7 protein-coding genes and 2 pseudogenes are annotated in these 19,755 nt (G+C 50.5%); 6 read left to right on the top strand and 3 right to left on the bottom strand.

Annotated elements, in window-relative coordinates:
* Window positions 1–3: 3 nt before the first annotated feature.
* Genes KOO62_03230 through KOO62_03220 form a run of 3 tightly spaced genes read left to right on the top strand, consistent with a single transcriptional unit; the run spans window position 4 to window position 3,311 of the window.
* Window positions 4–1,605, top strand: a complete 1,602-nt coding sequence (locus tag KOO62_03230) for an NADH-quinone oxidoreductase subunit M (GenBank protein MBU8932999.1) — start codon at window positions 4–6, stop codon at window positions 1,603–1,605.
* Window positions 1,602–1,814 (top strand): glutaredoxin family protein, encoded by a 213-nt coding sequence (locus KOO62_03225; protein MBU8932998.1) that lies wholly within the window; start codon window positions 1,602–1,604, stop codon window positions 1,812–1,814. Before KOO62_03230 ends, KOO62_03225 begins: the two co-directional genes overlap by 4 nt.
* Before the next feature lie 48 nt (window positions 1,815–1,862).
* Window positions 1,863–3,311 carry an NADH-quinone oxidoreductase subunit N gene (locus KOO62_03220; GenBank protein MBU8932997.1) on the top strand — a complete coding sequence of 483 codons (1,449 nt, stop codon included), beginning with the start codon at window positions 1,863–1,865 and terminating at the stop codon, window positions 3,309–3,311.
* 322 nt (window positions 3,312–3,633) lie between these two features.
* On the opposite strand, the gene KOO62_03215 is transcribed toward KOO62_03220, so the two are convergent.
* Together KOO62_03215 and KOO62_03210 are read right to left on the bottom strand one after the other, a co-directional pair.
* A complete protein-coding gene (locus KOO62_03215; GenBank protein MBU8932996.1) occupies window positions 3,634–8,175 on the bottom strand; it encodes a dockerin type I repeat-containing protein in 4,542 nt (1,513 codons plus the stop codon).
* 832 nt (window positions 8,176–9,007) lie between these two features.
* Window positions 9,008–12,007 carry a M28 family peptidase gene (locus KOO62_03210; GenBank protein MBU8932995.1) on the bottom strand — a complete coding sequence of 1,000 codons (3,000 nt, stop codon included), beginning with the start codon at window positions 12,005–12,007 and terminating at the stop codon, window positions 9,008–9,010.
* A gap of 553 nt (window positions 12,008–12,560) precedes the next feature.
* On the opposite strand from KOO62_03210, the pseudogene KOO62_03205 reads away from it, so the two are divergent.
* The 3 genes and pseudogenes from KOO62_03205 to KOO62_03195 all read left to right on the top strand — a co-directional run bounded on the left by KOO62_03205 (window position 12,561) and on the right by KOO62_03195 (window position 16,718).
* Window positions 12,561–13,331 (top strand): annotated as a pseudogene (locus KOO62_03205) (thrombospondin type 3 repeat-containing protein).
* Window positions 13,332–13,475: 144 nt separating this feature from the next.
* Window positions 13,476–14,018 (top strand): annotated as a pseudogene (locus KOO62_03200) (hypothetical protein).
* A 1,341-nt stretch (window positions 14,019–15,359) separates the two neighbouring features.
* A complete protein-coding gene (locus KOO62_03195; GenBank protein MBU8932994.1) occupies window positions 15,360–16,718 on the top strand; it encodes a VCBS repeat-containing protein in 1,359 nt (452 codons plus the stop codon).
* Window positions 16,719–16,886: 168 nt separating this feature from the next.
* On the opposite strand, the gene KOO62_03190 is transcribed toward KOO62_03195, so the two are convergent.
* Window positions 16,887–19,613, bottom strand: a complete 2,727-nt coding sequence (locus KOO62_03190; protein ID MBU8932993.1) for a S8 family serine peptidase — start codon at window positions 19,611–19,613, stop codon at window positions 16,887–16,889.
* Window positions 19,614–19,755 lie beyond the last annotated feature (142 nt).

The raw sequence follows: 19,755 nt of genomic DNA, 5'->3' as shown, positions 1-19,755 counted from the left end.
AGGATGGAAGATCAGATTCTGACCCTGGTGACATTTTTCCCGCTGTTGGGTGTAATTCTCCTGCTGGCGGTTCCGAAGAATCAACATGATTCTATCAAGTCAGTATGCCTGATCGTGGCCTTTATCACGATGCTGCTGTCGTTCTGGTTGTATGCCATGTTTGATCCGATTTCGAACGGGATGCAGTTCGAAGTTGATATCCCGTGGATCACATCGCTTGGTATTCACTATCACATGGGCATCGACGGTATTTCGCTGCTGCTTATCGTCCTGACTTCGGTTCTAACGGTTCTGGCGATTCTATCTTCGTGGTCCTCAATCACTAAAGCCGTCAAGGGCTACTACATCTGTATGTTGCTGCTCGAGATGGGCATGATCGGCGTTTTCTGTGTACTCGATCTGTTCATGTTCTATGTCTTCTGGGAAGTGATGCTGGTTCCGATGTATTTCATCATCGGTCTTTGGGGTGGTCCACGGCGTTTGTATGCGGCGATTAAGTTTGTTCTGTTCACAATGTTTGGCTCGCTATTGATGCTGGTTGCGATACTGTATCTCGTATTTGCCTACCAGAGCTACTCCGGCGAGTATTCCTTTGATATTCTCAAAATGATGGACATGCCTCTGGCCTTCACCCCGCAACTCTACCTGTTTGCGGCGTTTGCTCTGGCTTTCGCTATCAAAGTACCAATGTTCCCGTTCCATACATGGTTGCCGGATGCTCATGTCCAGGCCCCTACCGCCGGCTCAGTTATTCTGGCTGGTGTGCTTCTGAAGATGGGCACCTACGGATTTCTACGATTCTGCCTGCCCATATTCCCTGAGGCGACAGTAGCATTCCTACCCTATATATGCGTTCTGGCTCTCATTGCCATAATCTATGGTGCTCTGGTGGCTATGGTGCAGAGAGATGTCAAGTCATTGGTCGCATTCTCGTCGGTTTCCCACATGGGTTTCATAATGCTGGGCATATTTGCGCTCAACCTGCAGGGAATACAGGGAGCCGTATTGCAAATGCTCAATCATGGTATTTCCACCGGCGCATTGTTCCTTATTGTGGGAATGATATACGAACGGAGACATACGCGCTTGATTGAAGATTTCGGTGGGCTTGCCAAGGTTATGCCGGTCTTTGCGACGTTCTTTATGATTGCCACACTCTCTTCTATTGGACTGCCGTTGACTAACGGTTTTGTTGGCGAGTTCCTGATCTTATTAGGTGTCTTCAAGGCCAACGTCGTCTATGGTGTCATCGCCTCCAGTGGTGTGATCTTATCTGCGTGTTACATGCTGTGGATGTATCAGCGGGTCATTTTCGGTGAGATAACCAAACCGGAGAACCGGGAACTGAAAGATGTCAATTTGCGCGAGAAGCTGATCCTTGTTCCGATCGTGTTGATGATATTCTGGATAGGCGTTTATCCCAAGCCGCTCCTTGACCGTATTGAACCTGCGGCACGTCAGGTGCTGACGCATGTGAGTCGGGCTGTCACGGTCGATCTTGGGGAAACCTTCCCAGCGGAAGAGGCGCGGTCGCATGATGATGCTGAAGTTGTGCTGAGCGATACACACCCGGTTAAGGTGGATGCGGAGGGAAGTACAAAGTGAGTGATGTAACAATTTACACGAAGGATGGCTGTCCGTACTGTGCGGCCGCTAAGAAAAGCTATACCGAACAGGGGATAGGTTTCGAGGAGATCAACATTAACCGGACGCCAACGGCAAAACAGAAGATTCTGGAGTTGACCGGAGGCGAAGCAATGGTGCCGGTGATTGTTGACAAAGGCGAGGTCAAGATTGGCTTCGGCGGAGGCTGAGGCTTTTAGAGTTCAGGTGGCGGTCGCTGCCTGCAAGATTGAGAAAGAATGATAGATTACACGTCCGCAGGAATAGACTTTGGGCTTATTGCCCCCGAGATTGCGTTGCTGGTAGCAGCGTTTGTGATTCTCCTGACTAGCAGTATCAGGGGGATTAGTGGTTTCTCATCATTAATAGCCCTGGCCGGTTTGGCTACGGCTTTGGTACTGAGTGGACAACAATGGGGACACCAGGCTTCAGGCTTCTTCGGTATGATCTCGTGTGATAACTTCGGTATCGCATTCAAGATCATTTTCTCGGCAACTTCGATTCTGGTCATCCTGCTGGGACAACGTTTCCTGGTTGTTAAAGGGATAGATCGACCGGAGTTTAGTGCGTTGGTGTTGATCTCCACTATGGGGATGATGGTTATGGCCAACACTACTGATTTGGTAGTGATGTTCATCGGTCTTGAGATCATGTCGGTACCTTTATACGTTCTGGCCGGGTTCGCTCGGCGGTCGCTACGATCCAACGAAGCGTCTATTAAATATTTCCTGATGGGAGCTTTTGCCAGCGCCTTCTTATTGATGGGTATCGCTTTCATCTACGGCGCTTCGGGAACCACCGAGCTACGGCGTCTGGTCGCTGACTTCAGTTTCATTATGAGTCGTCACAGCACCTATGTCTATGCCGGAGCGGCTATGATTCTGGTCGGGTTCGGTTTCAAGGTGGCGGCGGTTCCTTTCCATAGTTGGGTGCCGGATGTATACGAAGGTGCTCCGACACCGGTGACGGCCTTCTTCTCGGTAGCTCCCAAAGCGGCCGGATTCGCGGTTATGCTCCGTATCTTCCTGTTCGGACTTGAAGAGTTGGCTCTAATGTCCGACCTGTTCTGGATTCTGGCGGTGGTCACTATGACGGTCGGCAACGTCCTGGCCTTGCGTCAGGAAAACATCAAACGCATGTTGGCCTACTCGTCGATTGCTCATGCCGGGTACATAATGATAGTGCTCGCAGTTGGAGGTCCCGATGCGGTTTCAGCGGCGGTCTTCTATCTGGTAGCCTATGCTTCCTGTAATCTTGGTGGTTTCGCTGTTGTGACTCTGTTGGAAACGCGTTCAGGATGCCGGTCGAAGTTCTCCGAACTACCCGGACTGGCGGCTGCCCATCCGTATCTAGCGGCGATGCTGGCGTTGTTTATGCTGGGGCTGGCTGGTTTCCCACCTACGGTAGGTTTTTTCGGTAAGTTCTTCCTATTCTCGGCAGCGGTCAAAGCGGGCTTCATTTGGCTGGCTGTGATTGGTGTCATGAATTCGTTCATCTCCGTCTATTATTATCTGCGGGTAGTGAAGGCGGCGTATTTTGAGAAACCCGAGGATACCTTTATACCGGTTTCGTATTCTCCTGCTATCATCATCGTACTGATTATTACTTCAGCCGCCACGCTGGGACTGGGTCTTTTCCCGCAGCAGTTGGTGGAGTTTACGCGCGCCGCTTTCTTTGCATTCTTGTAGCGGGTTGACAGGCATCGCCTGTTCTTTGGCAGGCAGTCGCATTCTTATAGATTATTGAATGGCTTATAGATTATTGAGTGGTTTGAAACTGTCTTCGGTTTCGACAGGTATCGCCTGTTCTCTGGCTGAATGATGGCCAACAGCTTGCTGTAACTCAGTTCGATATGATTACACCACTCAGACGCGGTTGACAAGCTGCCATTCGTGTAGGTTGTTTCGCGACCGAGCCTGAGGCTCTACAAAAAGATTTGACAAAAAACAGCCACTCCCCAATGTGGGGAGTGGCTGTTCCAATCTACTCTATTCTATCTGTCCGCAGCTCCTAAGAACACGGCATCGGTGGCGGACCACCAGTGAACAAGTACGAAACCAGATAGGTCAGATCACCTATATTGATCTCGCCATTGCCGTCTATGTCAGCTTCTTCCAAGCATAGTGGCGTAGGACCACCAGTGAACAGATAGGCCACAAGGTAGGTCAGATCAGCAATATTGATTTCATCGAGTTCATCGTTGTCAACATTGCCGCGGATTCCAATACAGCAGGAAGTATTTTCAGTCATAGTCAGATCACCGTCAAGATAGAGAGTGCCAGTGAACGGTGTTGTCTGGAATGGGCTCTCACTCTTGCTTGCCGCAGAATCGAACACGATTGGTGTTGTCCCAATCAGGTAACCCGGCAGATCAGGACACAGACCATCGACGATTAAATATTCTTCCTGTAATTCCCGTAATGGATTAGGGTGGGCCAACCATACTACGAGATCGACAACATAGTAGATGTTAGTAACAATTCCATACGGATCGCCAATCACCGGGATTTCGATGGATATCGGAATCTCGGCGCAGCTGGCCCAATTCCGTAGATGTTGCAGGACCCATCGGTCACCTACCCAGGCAGGCGCGGCGATCTTGATCCAGTCAACGTTGTCGCACCAGCAATGCCAGGCGAAGCGCATCAGAACATCATTCGCCCAGGTTGGCACCGATCCCCGGTACGTGTGACACTTAGCGGCATAACCCTCAAACAACGGATCGTGTCCACTGGTGTCACAGTCCACGGTACCCCAGACAGTCAAGTCACCACCAACACAAGTATCAAACAGAGGATCGTCAATACCCTGATAGTGATACTCCCAGTTGAACGGCTTCAGAGTGTCAGGGCAAATGACATACGCGTACTCAATGGTTGTTATGAGTTCACCCAAGCCAGTATATGCGCCGTCAGCCGGTAGGTTGCAGTCCAGGAAGTTGGCGATATCCGCTGAGCCGACGGGATAGTAGTACACTTCCTCAACCGGGCGCGGATACCCAGGAATCGCGATCGGTGTGATATGGTATGGATCATGCTGGATCTGCGAATGCGGACCGCTGATATTGTCGGCATTGTTATGAATCGTAGAGGCATGAACCGAGCCAGCGGGCGGCTCACCTTCCAGCGCATCAAACCACGGATCGGAGATACAGAGCTGTCGACTATGAGTACAGTAGCCTGCTGTCGTAGTGTAGTGACCTCCGAGACGTGTATAATCGGTGCCAATCTTCTCATAGAAACCGAACAGCAGAATAACATCCTGACATTCCACTAGCTGTTCCACAATGTACTCGTACGTGGGACCTTCGACCAGTGTATCCCTGTAGGCCCATGACAATCCCTTGGAGGCAATGTACTGTCTGGTGCCTGATACCAGGGAATCAATATGGGTACCGTGGTAGATATAATCGCAGGTCTGCATATAAGATTGCAGGTCTTCTATGAAAGGCTGGACATTCATAATGTCATGATCGTCCCAGATAACAGCGTATGACTCCACGAGTGGATAGTTGTCGTTCAGGCCCGTGATGGGAAAGAATGGACGTGGATCAACTGGTGACGATTCGAACTTGGAATCAAACCACCACAGACAGTTCGCCACTGCTGCTGGGCCACACCAGGTCCAGACAGTGGAATCGTCAGGACACTGCCAATCTAACTGTTTCTGATCGAAATCAGGAATACCCTGTGGAGCGAAATCGACATACTGAGGTTTGTACCAATCACACGTATCCAATGGTGGGCCTGGAATTATTTGGGTAATAAAATCCGTTTTGTACGATTCCACATGAAGTTCAATGAGATCCCCGGCATTTGGTCCGTTGAGTACTTCGAATACGAGCCAATCGCAGTAATCAACATACCCATTACCGTTGTCTATCCAATCAACAACGCGCCACCTGTAGCCGATATTCGGCCAAACCTGGTACCAGTAGGTATATAGCGGGGAATACAGAGGTGCCACCATGAAGTTGCCACACTGGTAGTCAAAATAGAACGTATCGACACCATTGGCCAGCTTGAGCGTAGGTGTAACCTCCCAGATCCACTTCCAGATGAAGCAGTTCTTCGCGTGAGGATCCACGAACAGGACAGTATCATCATGTCCCAGAATGCCGTCACCGTTATCCATCCATCTCTCAAGATCCCAGGCTTCGCCGTGGTTAGGATACAGCTCCATCCACTCCGTACCTGTTGGATCCTGGCCGCCAGGTACAAAGTTTCCAATAACTTCATCAAACTCCCACTGGAACGGAGGAAGAGGAGGAGGTTCACCCGGTCCAGGAGGATCATCCGGAATCCATGGCGGTACCGGTTGGGATATGATGTCTGGTTTGTTATCCGTGATATGGTACGAAACCGAGCCTTCTTCCGAAGACATCCCGATGTAGTCACAGGAATCCAAATAGCCGTTACCGTTGTCCTCCCACCACTCAAGCCGGTGGACCACACAGTACTCGGGATACACCTCATGCCAGTACGTTCCGACCGGATTGTATCCAGATTCAGGATCACACAGATATACCGATATGAGTAAATCGACATCAACTCCAAAAAGATCAGATATGGTATACCAAGTACCATCATACGGACATGATGAGCGGAGGTGGCCGGTAGTTTCATCGTCTGAGAGGATGCACTCGTAGTCTCCGTCCGTACCACTACTAGAAAAAGCAATATGGAACTCACCATTAATGATCAGGTCGGTCGAGAAATTGACAGTGGTAGGAGCCGGGTAGAATGGATATGTTCCCCCCGGTATCACTGCCTGATCAACCTGTGTACCAGGGAAACCGCTCCCATCATCGATATAAACCGTCAAGTAGATATCGTCATTGCCACAGAGACCGGAGCCGTCATCAAAGATATACACTTCTGCCGAAACGAGTTCCTCCGGTTGCGTTGTAGTGAAACGCTGGGTATACATCTCTATACCGTAGTCCGGATGAGGCGCCCTCCAATAATAGGCTGGGTCCACAGCAGCCCATCCCTGCCAGTAACATTCGGGCTCTCCACCAAGCTCTTCAGGATCAATCAGATCCATATATATGGGATACTGGGGCGGTGACAACCGCTCCAGCTCGAGTGTTTGTGTTACTTCTTCGATGTGTTCCCAGGACACATTGCCGGTTGCTTGCTCAGTGAATTCAACATAGTCACAGTAATCTAAAACACCGGATCCGTTATCCCGCCAGTCTGTGATCTGCCAGTCGCGGCAATACGTGGGCCATAGCTCATGCCACATAGAACCCACTGGATCATCCTTCTTCGGGGTGAAGCTGTATGCGTGTCTTACCTTACCCAGAACGGGCGGAGGTGCTCCGGGAATGATCTCAAAACAGTGCGGACCATCCCAGTCAGGTAGTATACTGCCACCAGAGTGTGCCCAGAGCCAGGTCCCACTAGGGGGATAAAAGGCCGAATCCACACACAGATGCTTGCCGGAATCAGCAGAAAATACTTCTGTGCCAATCCACCAGATAGTACCATCCCAGCCATTTGGTATACCGGTCCCGGACATCATCTTGGCTCCCGCAAATCCAACCGTATCCTCTCCGGAACCGGTGCAGCTATGGTGATCGATCCAGAAACCGAGATCATAGAATGTGGGGAACCAGTCGGCGTCCATTCCGGACGTGTCACCGTAGGCTGGTGCCCAACTTGCGCCGTCAGGGGAATATATCCTAAATCCATTGGAACTGCCATTTATTGGAAAGCCGCTGTTGTTGCTCCCCGCAAAAACGAATTTGATATCCTGACCGGCCACAATGCGACCCATAGGGTTTAATCCCTCGACATGATCCAGAGTGATCTCCGTTGGTCCCTGGGGACGTTCATCAATCTCAAAGCAGTGTGGACCATCCCATTGAGGGTAGTGGGATCCTATTGATACAAGATTCCAGAGCCAGGTTCCTGAAGGTGGAAAGAAAGCCGAATCAATACAAAGCGTATCACCATCGTGCGCGCAACTCACCTGGGTGGAAACCGTCAGCACGACGTCATCATAGCCATTGGGCACGCCCCCCGTCATTGCAACCCCGCCAATATAGCAGGTATCAGCCCCGGAACCGTCAATACCGAAGCCGCCAGTAAAGACGCCCAAATTAAAATAATTATCCAGACCACCGGCACTGTCATATGTGATTGGCGTCCAGCTTGCTCCTGCTTTGGAATAGACTTCGAAGCCATTGGACATACCTGCCACGACATCGCCGGTGGAGTTAAACATGTTGATGATGAACATGAACGGCTCATCACAGTAAACCGTATTACCCGGTCCTACCGCCCCGGAAAGAGAACAAGACATACCGTCTGGTTGTTTCTCAGTCCGTTGAGCAGTCTGTCCGAATACGGGCAGAGGTCTCTTAACGGGTGTTAAATACTGACTCAGCGGTGCGTCTTTATTGACCGTAGCCGCTTCGGTTCCTTTGGAACCGATCGCCTCGTCAAGAGCCGTCAGCGCCCCACCCGCGAGCAGGATCAAAAGCACCAGTGCAATCGGGTAGATCACCCTAACGCGCCCTTGTTGATTTGTTAGAAGTTTTTTCACATTACTCTCCATAATGTATAGTGGTGTATAATTTTATGGCTACCTAATGCGGTCAGCCGATCTTTGATCCAATACTTCAAGTCTCCGACTTTCCTATTCCGAACCTCCAGGGATGAGCACATCATCAAATAGTATCCCCACCAACCACGAAAAAGCCGCCCATGTTTGGGGCGGCGGAATCTTGATCAATAACTGCCTCAGTTGTCGTTTGTTTTTCTGTCTCGCTGACAGAAAAACAAGCAAGCGAGAGTATACAGATGATACTTGTCAATTTGGTTTCCAATGCGTTCTCCCGAGAGATATCAACTAAGCTGTATAACAATTCTCCCTGTTCATAATGTAGCGCAGTACCCGGATAATTGAAGACACGCACAAAAACAGTACAAAATGGTTCTCACGCGCAGAAAGCATGTCTATCCTAGGTTATCCATTTCAATAATGTTAGTACCTTGGGCTTCTCTCTCCCCCGAAACATTGAGGTCAAATCGGAGGCGAAAGCGAAGGAAGAGAGTAAGAAACCCTGCCACACTCTGTCATAATGTATTGATAATTTAGTTATCTTACGGTGATAGCGCAAGCGGTTTTTTTAATTTCCGCTCATCCAAAACAGGCATTGTCAAATTACTAACCGAGAAACAAGTGAGCTATTTAGACATCCAGACGACGATGATCTACGCCCAAAGGTGGGTACTACCCCGTATAGTGGTCCCATCACATTGCTAAATAGAGACCCGTGGGGTAAGGCTCTATACAATAATATGTCCAATGAAACAGCCACTCCTCGGTGTGAGAAGTGGCCGTTCCAATCAATCATCAAGTCTGTACGTAACTCCTACGGGCAGGCCACTGGTGGTTGTCCACTGGTGAATAGGTATGCCACCAGATAAGTCAAGTCGGCTATATCTATCGAACCTCCGTCACCTGTTATGCCATCAACATTGGCCTCGTCGATACACGACGGTTCCGACCCTCCGGTGAACAGATAGGCTACGAGGTAGGTCAGGTCGGCTATATCAATGTGTCCGTCCGAAGGGGTGATGATGCCATCAACATTACCCCGAATCCCGTCACCGCTACAGCAGCATATATCTCCAACTCCGTCGCCATCGGTATCGATCTGGTCCGGGTTAGGATGATCCGGGCAGTTGTCGCATGCGTCACCAATAAGGTCACCATCTACGTCAGTCTGATCAGCATTGACTGAGTCCGGACAGTTATCACAAACATCACCTACTGTGTCGCTGTCTATATCAGACTGATCAGCATTGGCTGAGTCCGGACAGTTATCGCAAGCATTCCCAAATGAATCACTATCGTCATTGGTTTGGTCTTCATTAGATACATCCGGACAATTGTCGCAAACATTACCCACATTGTCACTATCACTATCGGCCTGTTCTTCATTGTCAACATTGGGGCAGTTATCGCAAATGTCGCCGTAGCTATCGCCGTCTAAATTTTGTTGATTAGTATTCGCATTTGTAGGGCAATTGTCACAAATGTCGCCCACGCCGTCTTCGTCACTATCTTCTTGTCCCGGATTGGGATCGTTGGGGCAATTGTCACAAATGTCGCCCACACCGTCTTCGTCACCATCTTCTTGTCCCGGATTAGGATCATTGGGACAATTGTCTTCCTCATTGACGACCCCGTCTCCATCAAGGTCCGGGTTGTCTTCACAGGCATACGTGACGGCTGAGAAGCCATCTATACCTGCTTCGACAATACTCTGTGGGTCGGCGTCATTGACCGTGAACCTTATCTGCATGGTCGCCGTGAGGCTCAGCCCCACGCCGAGGATGTCAGCGTCGGTGATGCTGTTATGTCGCCAGTTAAGACCGCCACTGGTAATATGGCGGGTCACCTCGACCCAGCCCGTACCGTCGTTAGCCTCCACCAGCAAATGGTCCACACCACCACCTGTATTGGTCAGGTTGAGGAAATAATCATACTCAACGGTACTGTTGCCGGCCGACATGTCGAAAACGGGCGAGGTCAGCCTGACAGCCCCTTCGTCCACATCGGAATTACCGTACTGATTTTCGGTCAGGTAACACTGCCCGCTGCCGTCGCCATCGGTGGCGGGATCGTACGCCCAGCCGGGATCGTTGACCGGTACGCCGCGTTGCCAGTAACCACTACTGGCACCCAGAATCTCGGTCGACCAGCCTTGATCGGTTTCGAAATCATCCTCTATCGCCACGATGGTGCTGTCAGCCACTACAGCTTGATAGCTGCCCCCGAAGGCCGGGTCCGTAATGGTCCCTTCCGTGGCTTCGTTGGCAGTGACATAGAAATCCACGCGACTGTAGCAAACGAAAACCGGCAGGGTGGCGTCGTAGTGATCGGGTGAGGTTTCAACCATGGGGATTGAAGTGTAAGCGTCACCGTCCACAGAATAGTGCAGTTGTCCACTACCTGAGACTTGCGTTCCACCATAAGTCGGCGTCACGACCACTTCGAAGGTCGTGGGCGTTAGTGGCGAAAGGAGCTCTGGAAGACCACCCGGGTAAGTGAAGACGAGCCCCGGACGGGGTCCTTCAGTGGCGTTGAGATAGTAACACGTGGCCAGGCCGGACTTGACCAGCTTTGTCATGTACGGAAAGCTCATCCAAGATGTACTATCCTGGTAAGTGTGGTAAACCGAGGAGAAGATGTACTCGATGATGAAGGTCACGTCATAGCCGTTCTGCTGGAAAGGGTAGTGATCCGACTGCGCGGATGTCCCCGATAGGTGCCCCGTAAGACTCAACAGGGAATCGGACAGGTCGTTGTAGACTTGCGAGTAGGTAACGTCAGAGCTGTGATAAACGGTTACTTCGGCGTCATTATCCTGGAAGCCGATCATGTCCATGTTAAACATGTAGACAATACTGTCACCATTGGCGACCGCTTCATCGGCGAAATGCCAGGAGCCGTGCAGTCCCTGTTCTTCAGCGTCAAAAGTAGCGAAAACGAATGTCATGTCGGTCTCGATATCCTGCAGGATGCGGGCCATTTCCAACACCCCGGATGTACCGGAACCATTGTCATCGGCCCCGGGCGATCCGGACACAGCGTCGCGGTGAGCGCCGACGATGATCTGGTGGTTAGGGAACCGCGTTCCGATCTTGTAGGCCAGGACATTCTGACACTCGGTGGGGGTACCGCTGATGCTGGCTACGAAGCTGTCGATAACTACCGAATCGTACCCAAAGGAGGAAAACTTAGCAGCAATCCAATCGCGCGAGGCGTAATTAGCTGTCGATCCTGTCAACCGGGGTGGATAGGATTGGAGCACCGAGTCATAAGAGTACAATGAATCCTGGCTTACGAGACTTATCAGGGATTCAAGGTCCATCATAGTACGGTCGGTCCGAGGACGGGCTTTGCGCGCTGCTTTGTAGAAGATTCTCAGCGGCTTCTCGCGCAGAGGGTGGAGTTCAGGCATTTCGCCAGCGGCGTAGAGAGCGCCCAGGTCAACCTCATACAGCCTGAGTTGGTCCTTTTGAAAAACCAACGGATAGCGCTCAAGGTTGGCCTCGTCTATCCGACCGTCCAGAGCCAGGCGAGACCTCTGGTGGCCAGCAGCCACAAACTGAATTTCCAGGGTCGAGTTCTGTAGAGCCTCAGCTGCTTCGGTATCGGCAAGAACCAAGTAGCTGTTATCCAGGCGGATGATTGCTTCGGCCTGAGTTTCTACCAGAAGACCCTCGTCGGCTTCGCTGTTGATGGTCACTTGATACAAATCGTCAGCCATCGCGCCTGCACTGACAATGAACACTAGGGCGGCTGCTGAAAAGATGAGCATCATAAGTGAATTTGTTTGGCCGAGCTGTTTGTGACTGGACATCGATGTTCCTCCATTCGATTCAGTGATGCGCTGAGTATTACAATCTGAGCACCTAGAAGTATAGCTCGAAATATACTCCAATGAGATAAAATGTCAAGTTTGAAGCCACAGAGTCACGCGTATGCCTTGACAATACATATAATATCGTCTATATTGATTATTATGGGGCTATGGGGTGGACGGGGTTGTCGCCGGGCGACAACTTACCCATAAGTTCCAGGTAAAAAAACATAAGGCGCAATACACATCTTCTTCGTAAGGGAGAATTGATATGTACCGATTGCAAGTGACACGGATTATTGTACTAACCGTGGCCGCAGTATCTATGCTTACCGCTGCCGACCTTCTTGATGGCGATCGTGGCTCAGAAGTCGTTGGCACCTACGAACCAACATCTCGCGTCTATGGCGAAACAAGTGTTTCTGGGGCTAATGATGGTTTGTCCGGTGATCCGGGAATACCGGATACAGTTGAATTTGTGCACTGGGCTATTCCCGGAGAATTACGTTTGGACATCTATGCTTTCTCAGACGAGAACCTAAAAGGTCTCTCAATGGGTATAACTTGGGACAATCCCAAGTTGCAGATGGATAGTGTCGAAGTCTCATCGCTCATTACCCCCTTTGAGTTTGGTCCATACGTTTTCGAAGATGACGATATTAATATTACCAACACCAATCAGCGTTTCTTACTTGGTGCAGCAGCGATGTCATATTACATACCGGCGGATGCCGGTGGCCGCAGGTTCTGGGCAAGTTACTATTTCACAGCTACTGGTTGGACGGGAAGTGACAGTGTCACATTTGACACGATAACCTACAGCGTAGCAACGGATTGGGCGTTTGTGGAATTGATTGAACCGCAGAATATTTTCTATCCCCATTTTGTAGGGGCACTTACTGTTAGCGAGCTCAATCCTAATCTTCTTGTCGATCCCATAATGCTGAATTTCAATACCATTGAAGGCGGCGCCAACCCCAACACTCAGAGTTTTTCTGTCAATTCCGACGGTGGCCCGATTGCGTTCTCCGTCTCCAACAGCGAAGCATGGCTGACACCGACACCTAGTGTCACAACGACTCCCTCTGTCGTAGACTGTGCCGTTGATATCACAGCGCTAAGCTCCGGTTTCTATATCGACACCGTGACCATCACCTCGACAAACGCCGCAAATTCGCCGCAGTATGTCACGATAAACCTGACAGTACAACCTGACACCGATGGCGACGGAACCGCCGACGCCGACGACAACTGTCCCTTCACCTATAATCCCGGTCAGGAGGACAGCGACGGTGATGGCTGGGGGGATGCCTGTGAAGTTGATCTCATCGCAGAGTGGGATGGTTCCTCAGGGCAGCTACCTAATGAAGCATGTCCTGAGTGGTCGCTCGAAAATACCGCCGACACAGAAGTCCCATATCTGGATGGTGATACTCTTGTTCTCACAACCTCCCAAGATTCCGAAACAATGGTTTATCGTCTATGGGAACCGGATTTAGTAATACCTGACACACTGGTAATCGAATTCGGGCTTAGATACGTCTCAGGAACGCATACAAATCCTATCCGTACTGCCTGTGCGGTGCCCGTACTAAGCGGCGGTAGATATGGAAACTACCTCTGGATTGGGCAGGATGAGATATTCATTCTGGAGGATATAAATACAAAAGGGGATTCCAAAGTTATCGACACTGACGACAGTCTCCATTTATATCGGATAGAAGTTACAAGTACAGGCGATTTTCGGGTGTATCGTGACAACCTTTTGACGCTGTCCGGCAACACGTTCTATTATGCCTCATGGCCTGAAGAAGCGGTGTTCGGTTGGGGCGACGACCAAACTGGATCCTCACAACATGCGACTACTAAATGGACGTTTTTCCGCCACAACGGCGTTGCCGACACAGATGAGGATGGCATTGCTGATTTGTGCGACAACTGCCCGAATACGTACAATCCGGGTCAGGAAGACATCGATAGTGATGGACTTGGTGATGTCTGTGATCCCTGCCCGGAAAGCCCACAACCAGTTACTTTTGATTTCGACGGGGAACTTGGTTCTGGCTGGTCGTGGGTGAGAGAAAACCCAGGAACATGGAGTCTTGATGATTCCAGCAGGTTGGTTATTGACCTGGAGCTTGGTGACCTGTGGAGCACCAACAACAGTTGTAATAACCTTCTATTGCGTGACGTACCCGAAGGGGACTATGCGATTGAGGCCAAACTTGATGTATATTTCGAGTCTGTAGATCACCAGGCCGAAATTCTTCTGTATCAGGATGATAATAACTACTTGCGTTTTTCCTTGAACAATCCGGGCCCAAATGGAATACAGAGTGTGTGGGAAGTAAGCGGCAACCCCGACGCTGTCAATGGTCCTGCTGAAAGTATAGGATCAGGGTTCTTACGTATACAGAAAGTGGGCACCAGTGCCACCTTATTTTACAGCTCTCTGGGAGATGACTGGACATTTCATCGAGAGATACCTGACCTCAACTTTACTCCGACCAAGATTGGACTGGTTGCATTTAAGGCTGATGTAAGTACTGGAGACTCCTGGGCCAAGTATGACTATTTTACGGTATACCAGTATGATGCCGATTATGACGGCATTGCCGACGCCTGCGACAACTGTCCCACTGACTATAATCCCGATCAGGCAGATTCTGATGTAGATGGTACAGCTGATGCCTGTGACAACTGCCCCTACACTTACAATCCCGGGCAGGAGGACACCGATATTGACGGTATAGGTGATGCCTGCGATGTTTCCTATGATGTTACGACGGAAGATTCGGCCCAGATGTATGACATGGTCGTGATGGATCTCGACCGCGATAACAATATGGACATCGCTTATGTTGGTTTGAGCCACCCGGCACTGTTGGTATCGTGGGGTTTGCCGGGAGGTGCGCTTGAGACTGCGGTGGACCATCTGTCGATCGCCGGGGCCGACCTGATGGTTGGATTCTTCAATGGTGACACGCTACCTGATATCATCGCGGTCAAACCGGACACGGTGTTTGTCCTTCGTAATAATAACAACCGACAGTTCATTCCGGACACATCGTTGGTTCCCTCCGGCCCGAAAGGTCGTTCAGAAGTTCCGGTGTCAGCTATGGGGTATTTCAATGATGATGATTTCAATGACCTGTTTGTAGGTCCTGATATCGTCTTCTATGGTGACGGTACGGGTGACCTGGGTGACGCTCACATAGTTTCCATGACGGCTATTGCTGTTGAGGCGGTTGATTTCAACGCCGATGGTTTCGACGATCTATTGATTATCGAGGACGATTCAGCCAAGGTTATGATAAACAACAAAGCCGGTGATTTCGATCGAGCGTCAGCCATGTTTGTTGGCCTACCAACGTTGGAGGTACCACCCTCCCAGGGTGTTGCTGACCTCAGCCACGATGGTTACTGGGATATAGTAGTAGTGACGCCGAATGTTGACGGTACTGAACAGTCGGTGGTGAAGGTTGCCCTTGGCGATGGATACGGCGGTATGAATCGTACCGACAGTCTGTTTATCTCCGGCATTGCTCATCATGTTAGTCTGGCCGATATCAACCGCGACCAGCAACTGGACATTATGGTGGTCGATGGCACGAACCTGGAGTTGTTGCTTTTCTGGGGTGACGGTAGCGGGATATTCAGTGATCCGGATGTGATTCCATTTGATCCTGAATCGGGGATTACCTATGCGTTGGCGACGGCTGATCTTGATCGTGACGGTCAGCCGGACTTTGTTTCCGGTGCGGTTGAAGAGGGAGTAATCATTCTTGGTTTTAGTGAGTTGCCGGACGAGGAGATTCTTGAGGACGAGATGGTCATCACCGGCTACGATGAAGTGACCCTGACGTTGATTAACCCGCTGGGATATGAATTATCGCTCGACTTCCAGACACTTGCCGGTGGTGATGCGTGGCAGGTTGATGTTGACCAGGATGGGACGCTCGATGAACAACTGGTGGACTACAATCTGATGTTGGGTGAATACGAGATTTACATTGATCTTGAACCTGGGGCTGATCCGGGAGGTGACATTTTGGTTTCGGGAGGGATTCGGATCAATGGTTCTCAGCAGATGAACATATTCAATAATTATAACGATGATATGGTGAAGAAGGCAACCAAGCTGGAGAGTAATGAACCGTGGTTTACGTTCTATTACACAGTCGAGGAAGTGTCATCGATGATACCGCCGAATGGTCAGGCGATTAATACCAACCTGCCAGGATTTGCGTGGAACCGCCTTATCGATCCGACCGGGATTGAGAAGTATCACTTCCAGCTTGATCCTTACTACGATTTCAGATCACCGCTATACGATACTGACACTGTCACGAAATCTTACTACATACCAGAGTCGAGTTTGGGCAGTGATTCGGTATTCTACTGGCGAGTTCGTAGTTTCGATGGTTCGGAGTGGTCATACTGGTCGCGAACCTTTGCGGCGTACATAGCAGGAACGGGTTGTTGTGAGGGTCTTCGCGGTAATGTCGATAATATCGGCGAAGTCAATATTGCTGACCTGACCTACCTGGTTGCCTATTTGTTCACTGGCGGACCGCCACCACCCTGTTCGCCTGAAAGCAATGTCGATGGAATAACTTCTGAATCTGGTGGAGAGATAGATATTGCTGATCTGACCCAACTGGTATCCTATCTGTTTACCGGGGGCAGCGCACCTGGTGTTTGTTGGTAGGAATCCGTAATACTGAGTAGATAGCTTGACGGCCACTCCGCACCTGAGGGTGGCCGTTCTCTTTTATGATCATTCTGTGTCCACTGGGAGCGAGAGCACGTGGATCCAGCCTTACCGTGACTTAGTCCAAAACCTACCACAACAAGGCATTGAATCGAAGAGTAATACCTACTGAATGTAATAGCACGGCGCCGGGCCACCGGTGAAGAGAAAGGCAACCAGCCAGGTCAAATCGGCGATGTTGTTATCACCCACACAATCGACGTTGCCGGCGGCATACGGGATTGGATCAGGCCCGCCGGTGAATAGGAACGAGACAAGGTAAGTCAGGTCGGCCACGTTCAAATCGGGGAAACCGTCCATGTCGCCAGCCTGAATCCAGACGTAAGTTGTATTGTGGAACCACACTGCATCACTATTTGAGATCTGATGCTCAATTGGGTCCCCGCCGTTATAGTGACTCAGGGCACGACAATCTTCATCGGAAACACCTACCAAAGCACTCATTTCGAGTCCACTTGTGCCAAGGTTATTGTACTGAAAAACGATCTCACCTCGACCAGTCAGGATAATCTCGAAGTTCATAGTTGTGTCGCCGACTTGATTGAAGTTTGCCGGGTGATACCACTGAATCACCAGCGTGTCGCCAACAGGACTGCGGTACAAGTACAATCCGCTGCCCGTTACCCAATCCCAGTCAAAAATCAGGTCAGCGTACAAGGGGGCGATGAGGGTAGTGATCGGTGTGCCGGGTAGTTCGAAGGGTGAGAAATAGCCATTGACATTGACATTGGAATCGACAAACGAGATAGCTCCATTGACGCCGATGAAAACTTCATTGTAGAATGAGTCATAGAATGGGAATTCAAAGCCAATGTCCCACGGACCAGTCGTGCCATCATCGTTGGGATTGGTCGTGGAATTATAGAAGGATGAATTTGGCACCCTGAAACCATTATCCCGGGCAGATATCCATTGGAATACTGGTCCCTCAGGTTCATCTGATGATACCGAAGCATACGTCGTATCATTACATGGAATCTCCAGGAAGACCGGCAATAAGGAAAGAGAGTCAAGCGTTCCCCCGCTCGGTCCCCAGGTTATTTCCAGAGCTCCAGAATAGGCTCGAATGCGATCTTCGATGACGGACGCATCCAGAGAGACATCAATCGCTACTGAGTCCAGAACACCCACTGTTCCCGAAATCGGCCAGGCTGTCAGCCAGTTGTCATCGACGTATTTTTCCAGTGAGTCATTATCAACAATGGAAAAATCGAGAGCTATGCTAGATGATCGATTGTGAATCCAGATTGACATCGTTGCCATAGCACCTTCAGCAAGTGTAGTGTCAAGCAGCAACGGATCGACGTAGAGCGACGGTGGTCCGGTCAGGACTGCAAAAGCAGCCAGCAGGTCGGGGCGCGGTCCGATGTGTTCCGATGTGTCGCCCAGTTGCTCTGTGCCTGTCGATACAAGAACATCGCGAATCTGGTCGGAAGTCATGGGAGTGCCAAAGGTTGCTTCATAGTACCCCTGTAGGCAGGCCGACGCCCCGGTGATAATAGGCGATGCTGAGGAAGTACCGCCGAATGAGGACGTGTAATATTGGTTTTCATCACCTCCAGCATCGAAGAGGTCACCATAGCCGGTGGTATAGACGCCTGAGCCATAGCCCTGAAGGTTGACTCGCTCTCCATAGTTGGAGAACCCTTGCCGCTCGAGATTGGTTGGCGATGAGGCTGGATACCCGGCGCCTACAATTATGGCATGGGAGTTTCGGTAAGTCGTGTCGAACAGTGAACCGTACATGGCATAGTCGTCGAAATCCTCGGCCCCATTGCCGCCCGCCTCAATCACAACTACACCCTTGGCCCAGGCGTACTGGATGGCGTCAAAATTGGCCTGCCAATACTCCATGCAAATGTACCCGAGCTGATCGGGACGGCTCTGAAAATTGTAACGAGGACCTGCCGCATGAAGCTCAATCAGCATTATATCTCCGGCCTCAAGATTGTCCGCGGCGGTCCATAGTGCTTCGGCAGTTCCAATTGTACCTACCGAAACCATGTTAATATCTGCTCCGGGGCAAATACCGGTAACGCCATAACCGTTGTCTCCGGCAATCATCACTCCAATAACCGCCGTGCCGTGGTTGCGCCAGGAAGGATCGTTGACCGGGGAACCGGCGATCAGACCGCCAAGAGCAGCATCGAGGTCTTCGTGTGTATCCTGCCAGCCGCCTTCTACATCAATGATTCTGACTCCGGCGCCATCACCTCCGGGCAAAGTGTTGGCGTAATCGGCATCAACACCGTCCGGCGCCGCCTCTCGGTAGTCCTGATAGGGGACCCAGTCCGACGTCGGGGGAGCAATATCTCCTGCCGGTTCTGGTACGGGTTCGAAATAGGCCAGTTCTACTTCATCAAGAGCATTCAAGCTGTTGATCAAGAGTTCCGCTTCTGTATGATCAGACACGGCGATTCGGAAGTAGGCGTTCATATCGGCCAAGGCGTGTTTCGATGATAACTGGAGGCTGGACCGGATCTGATCGAGCCTGTCCTCGGCTACACCACTTAGCAGACGTCGGAAACGAGGCGTGCCCAGATATGGCTGGAGGAGATTTTCCGCGGTCGCAAGCGGGGCACCTGATTTAGAGAATAAACGGTCTGAACCGGTTCGCACTGAGAGGTCATCATGAAATTTCACTACAACATGAGATATCGATGATTGGGGAGAAATGCTTGTCGTCAATGGTTTTGTCGGCAACGGTCGAGGACTTAGTTGAACCGATGTCTCTCTGACAGTTTTTCCTGTCTTTGCCTGACCGTTCATCACGATCAGACCGATTCCAATCAGACAGATTGCCAAAGTGCATTTAATGCCACTTGGGTTCACATTTCCTCCGAGTCAGGAATCTGTTCGCTGACGGTTCGACCAGTAAAGTTGACGGCGCAATACGGTAAGGTCCATTACAATATAACACCCTAACCGCATTTTTGTCAACCGAATGTCCACTTATAGGGATTATCGGCAGATA

The organism is Candidatus Zixiibacteriota bacterium (assembly GCA_019038695.1).
GTDB lineage: Bacteria > Zixibacteria > MSB-5A5 > GN15 > FEB-12 > B120-G9.
Note: the sequence above shows the minus strand (reverse complement) of the source record. Positions and strands in the feature narration are given on the sequence as shown.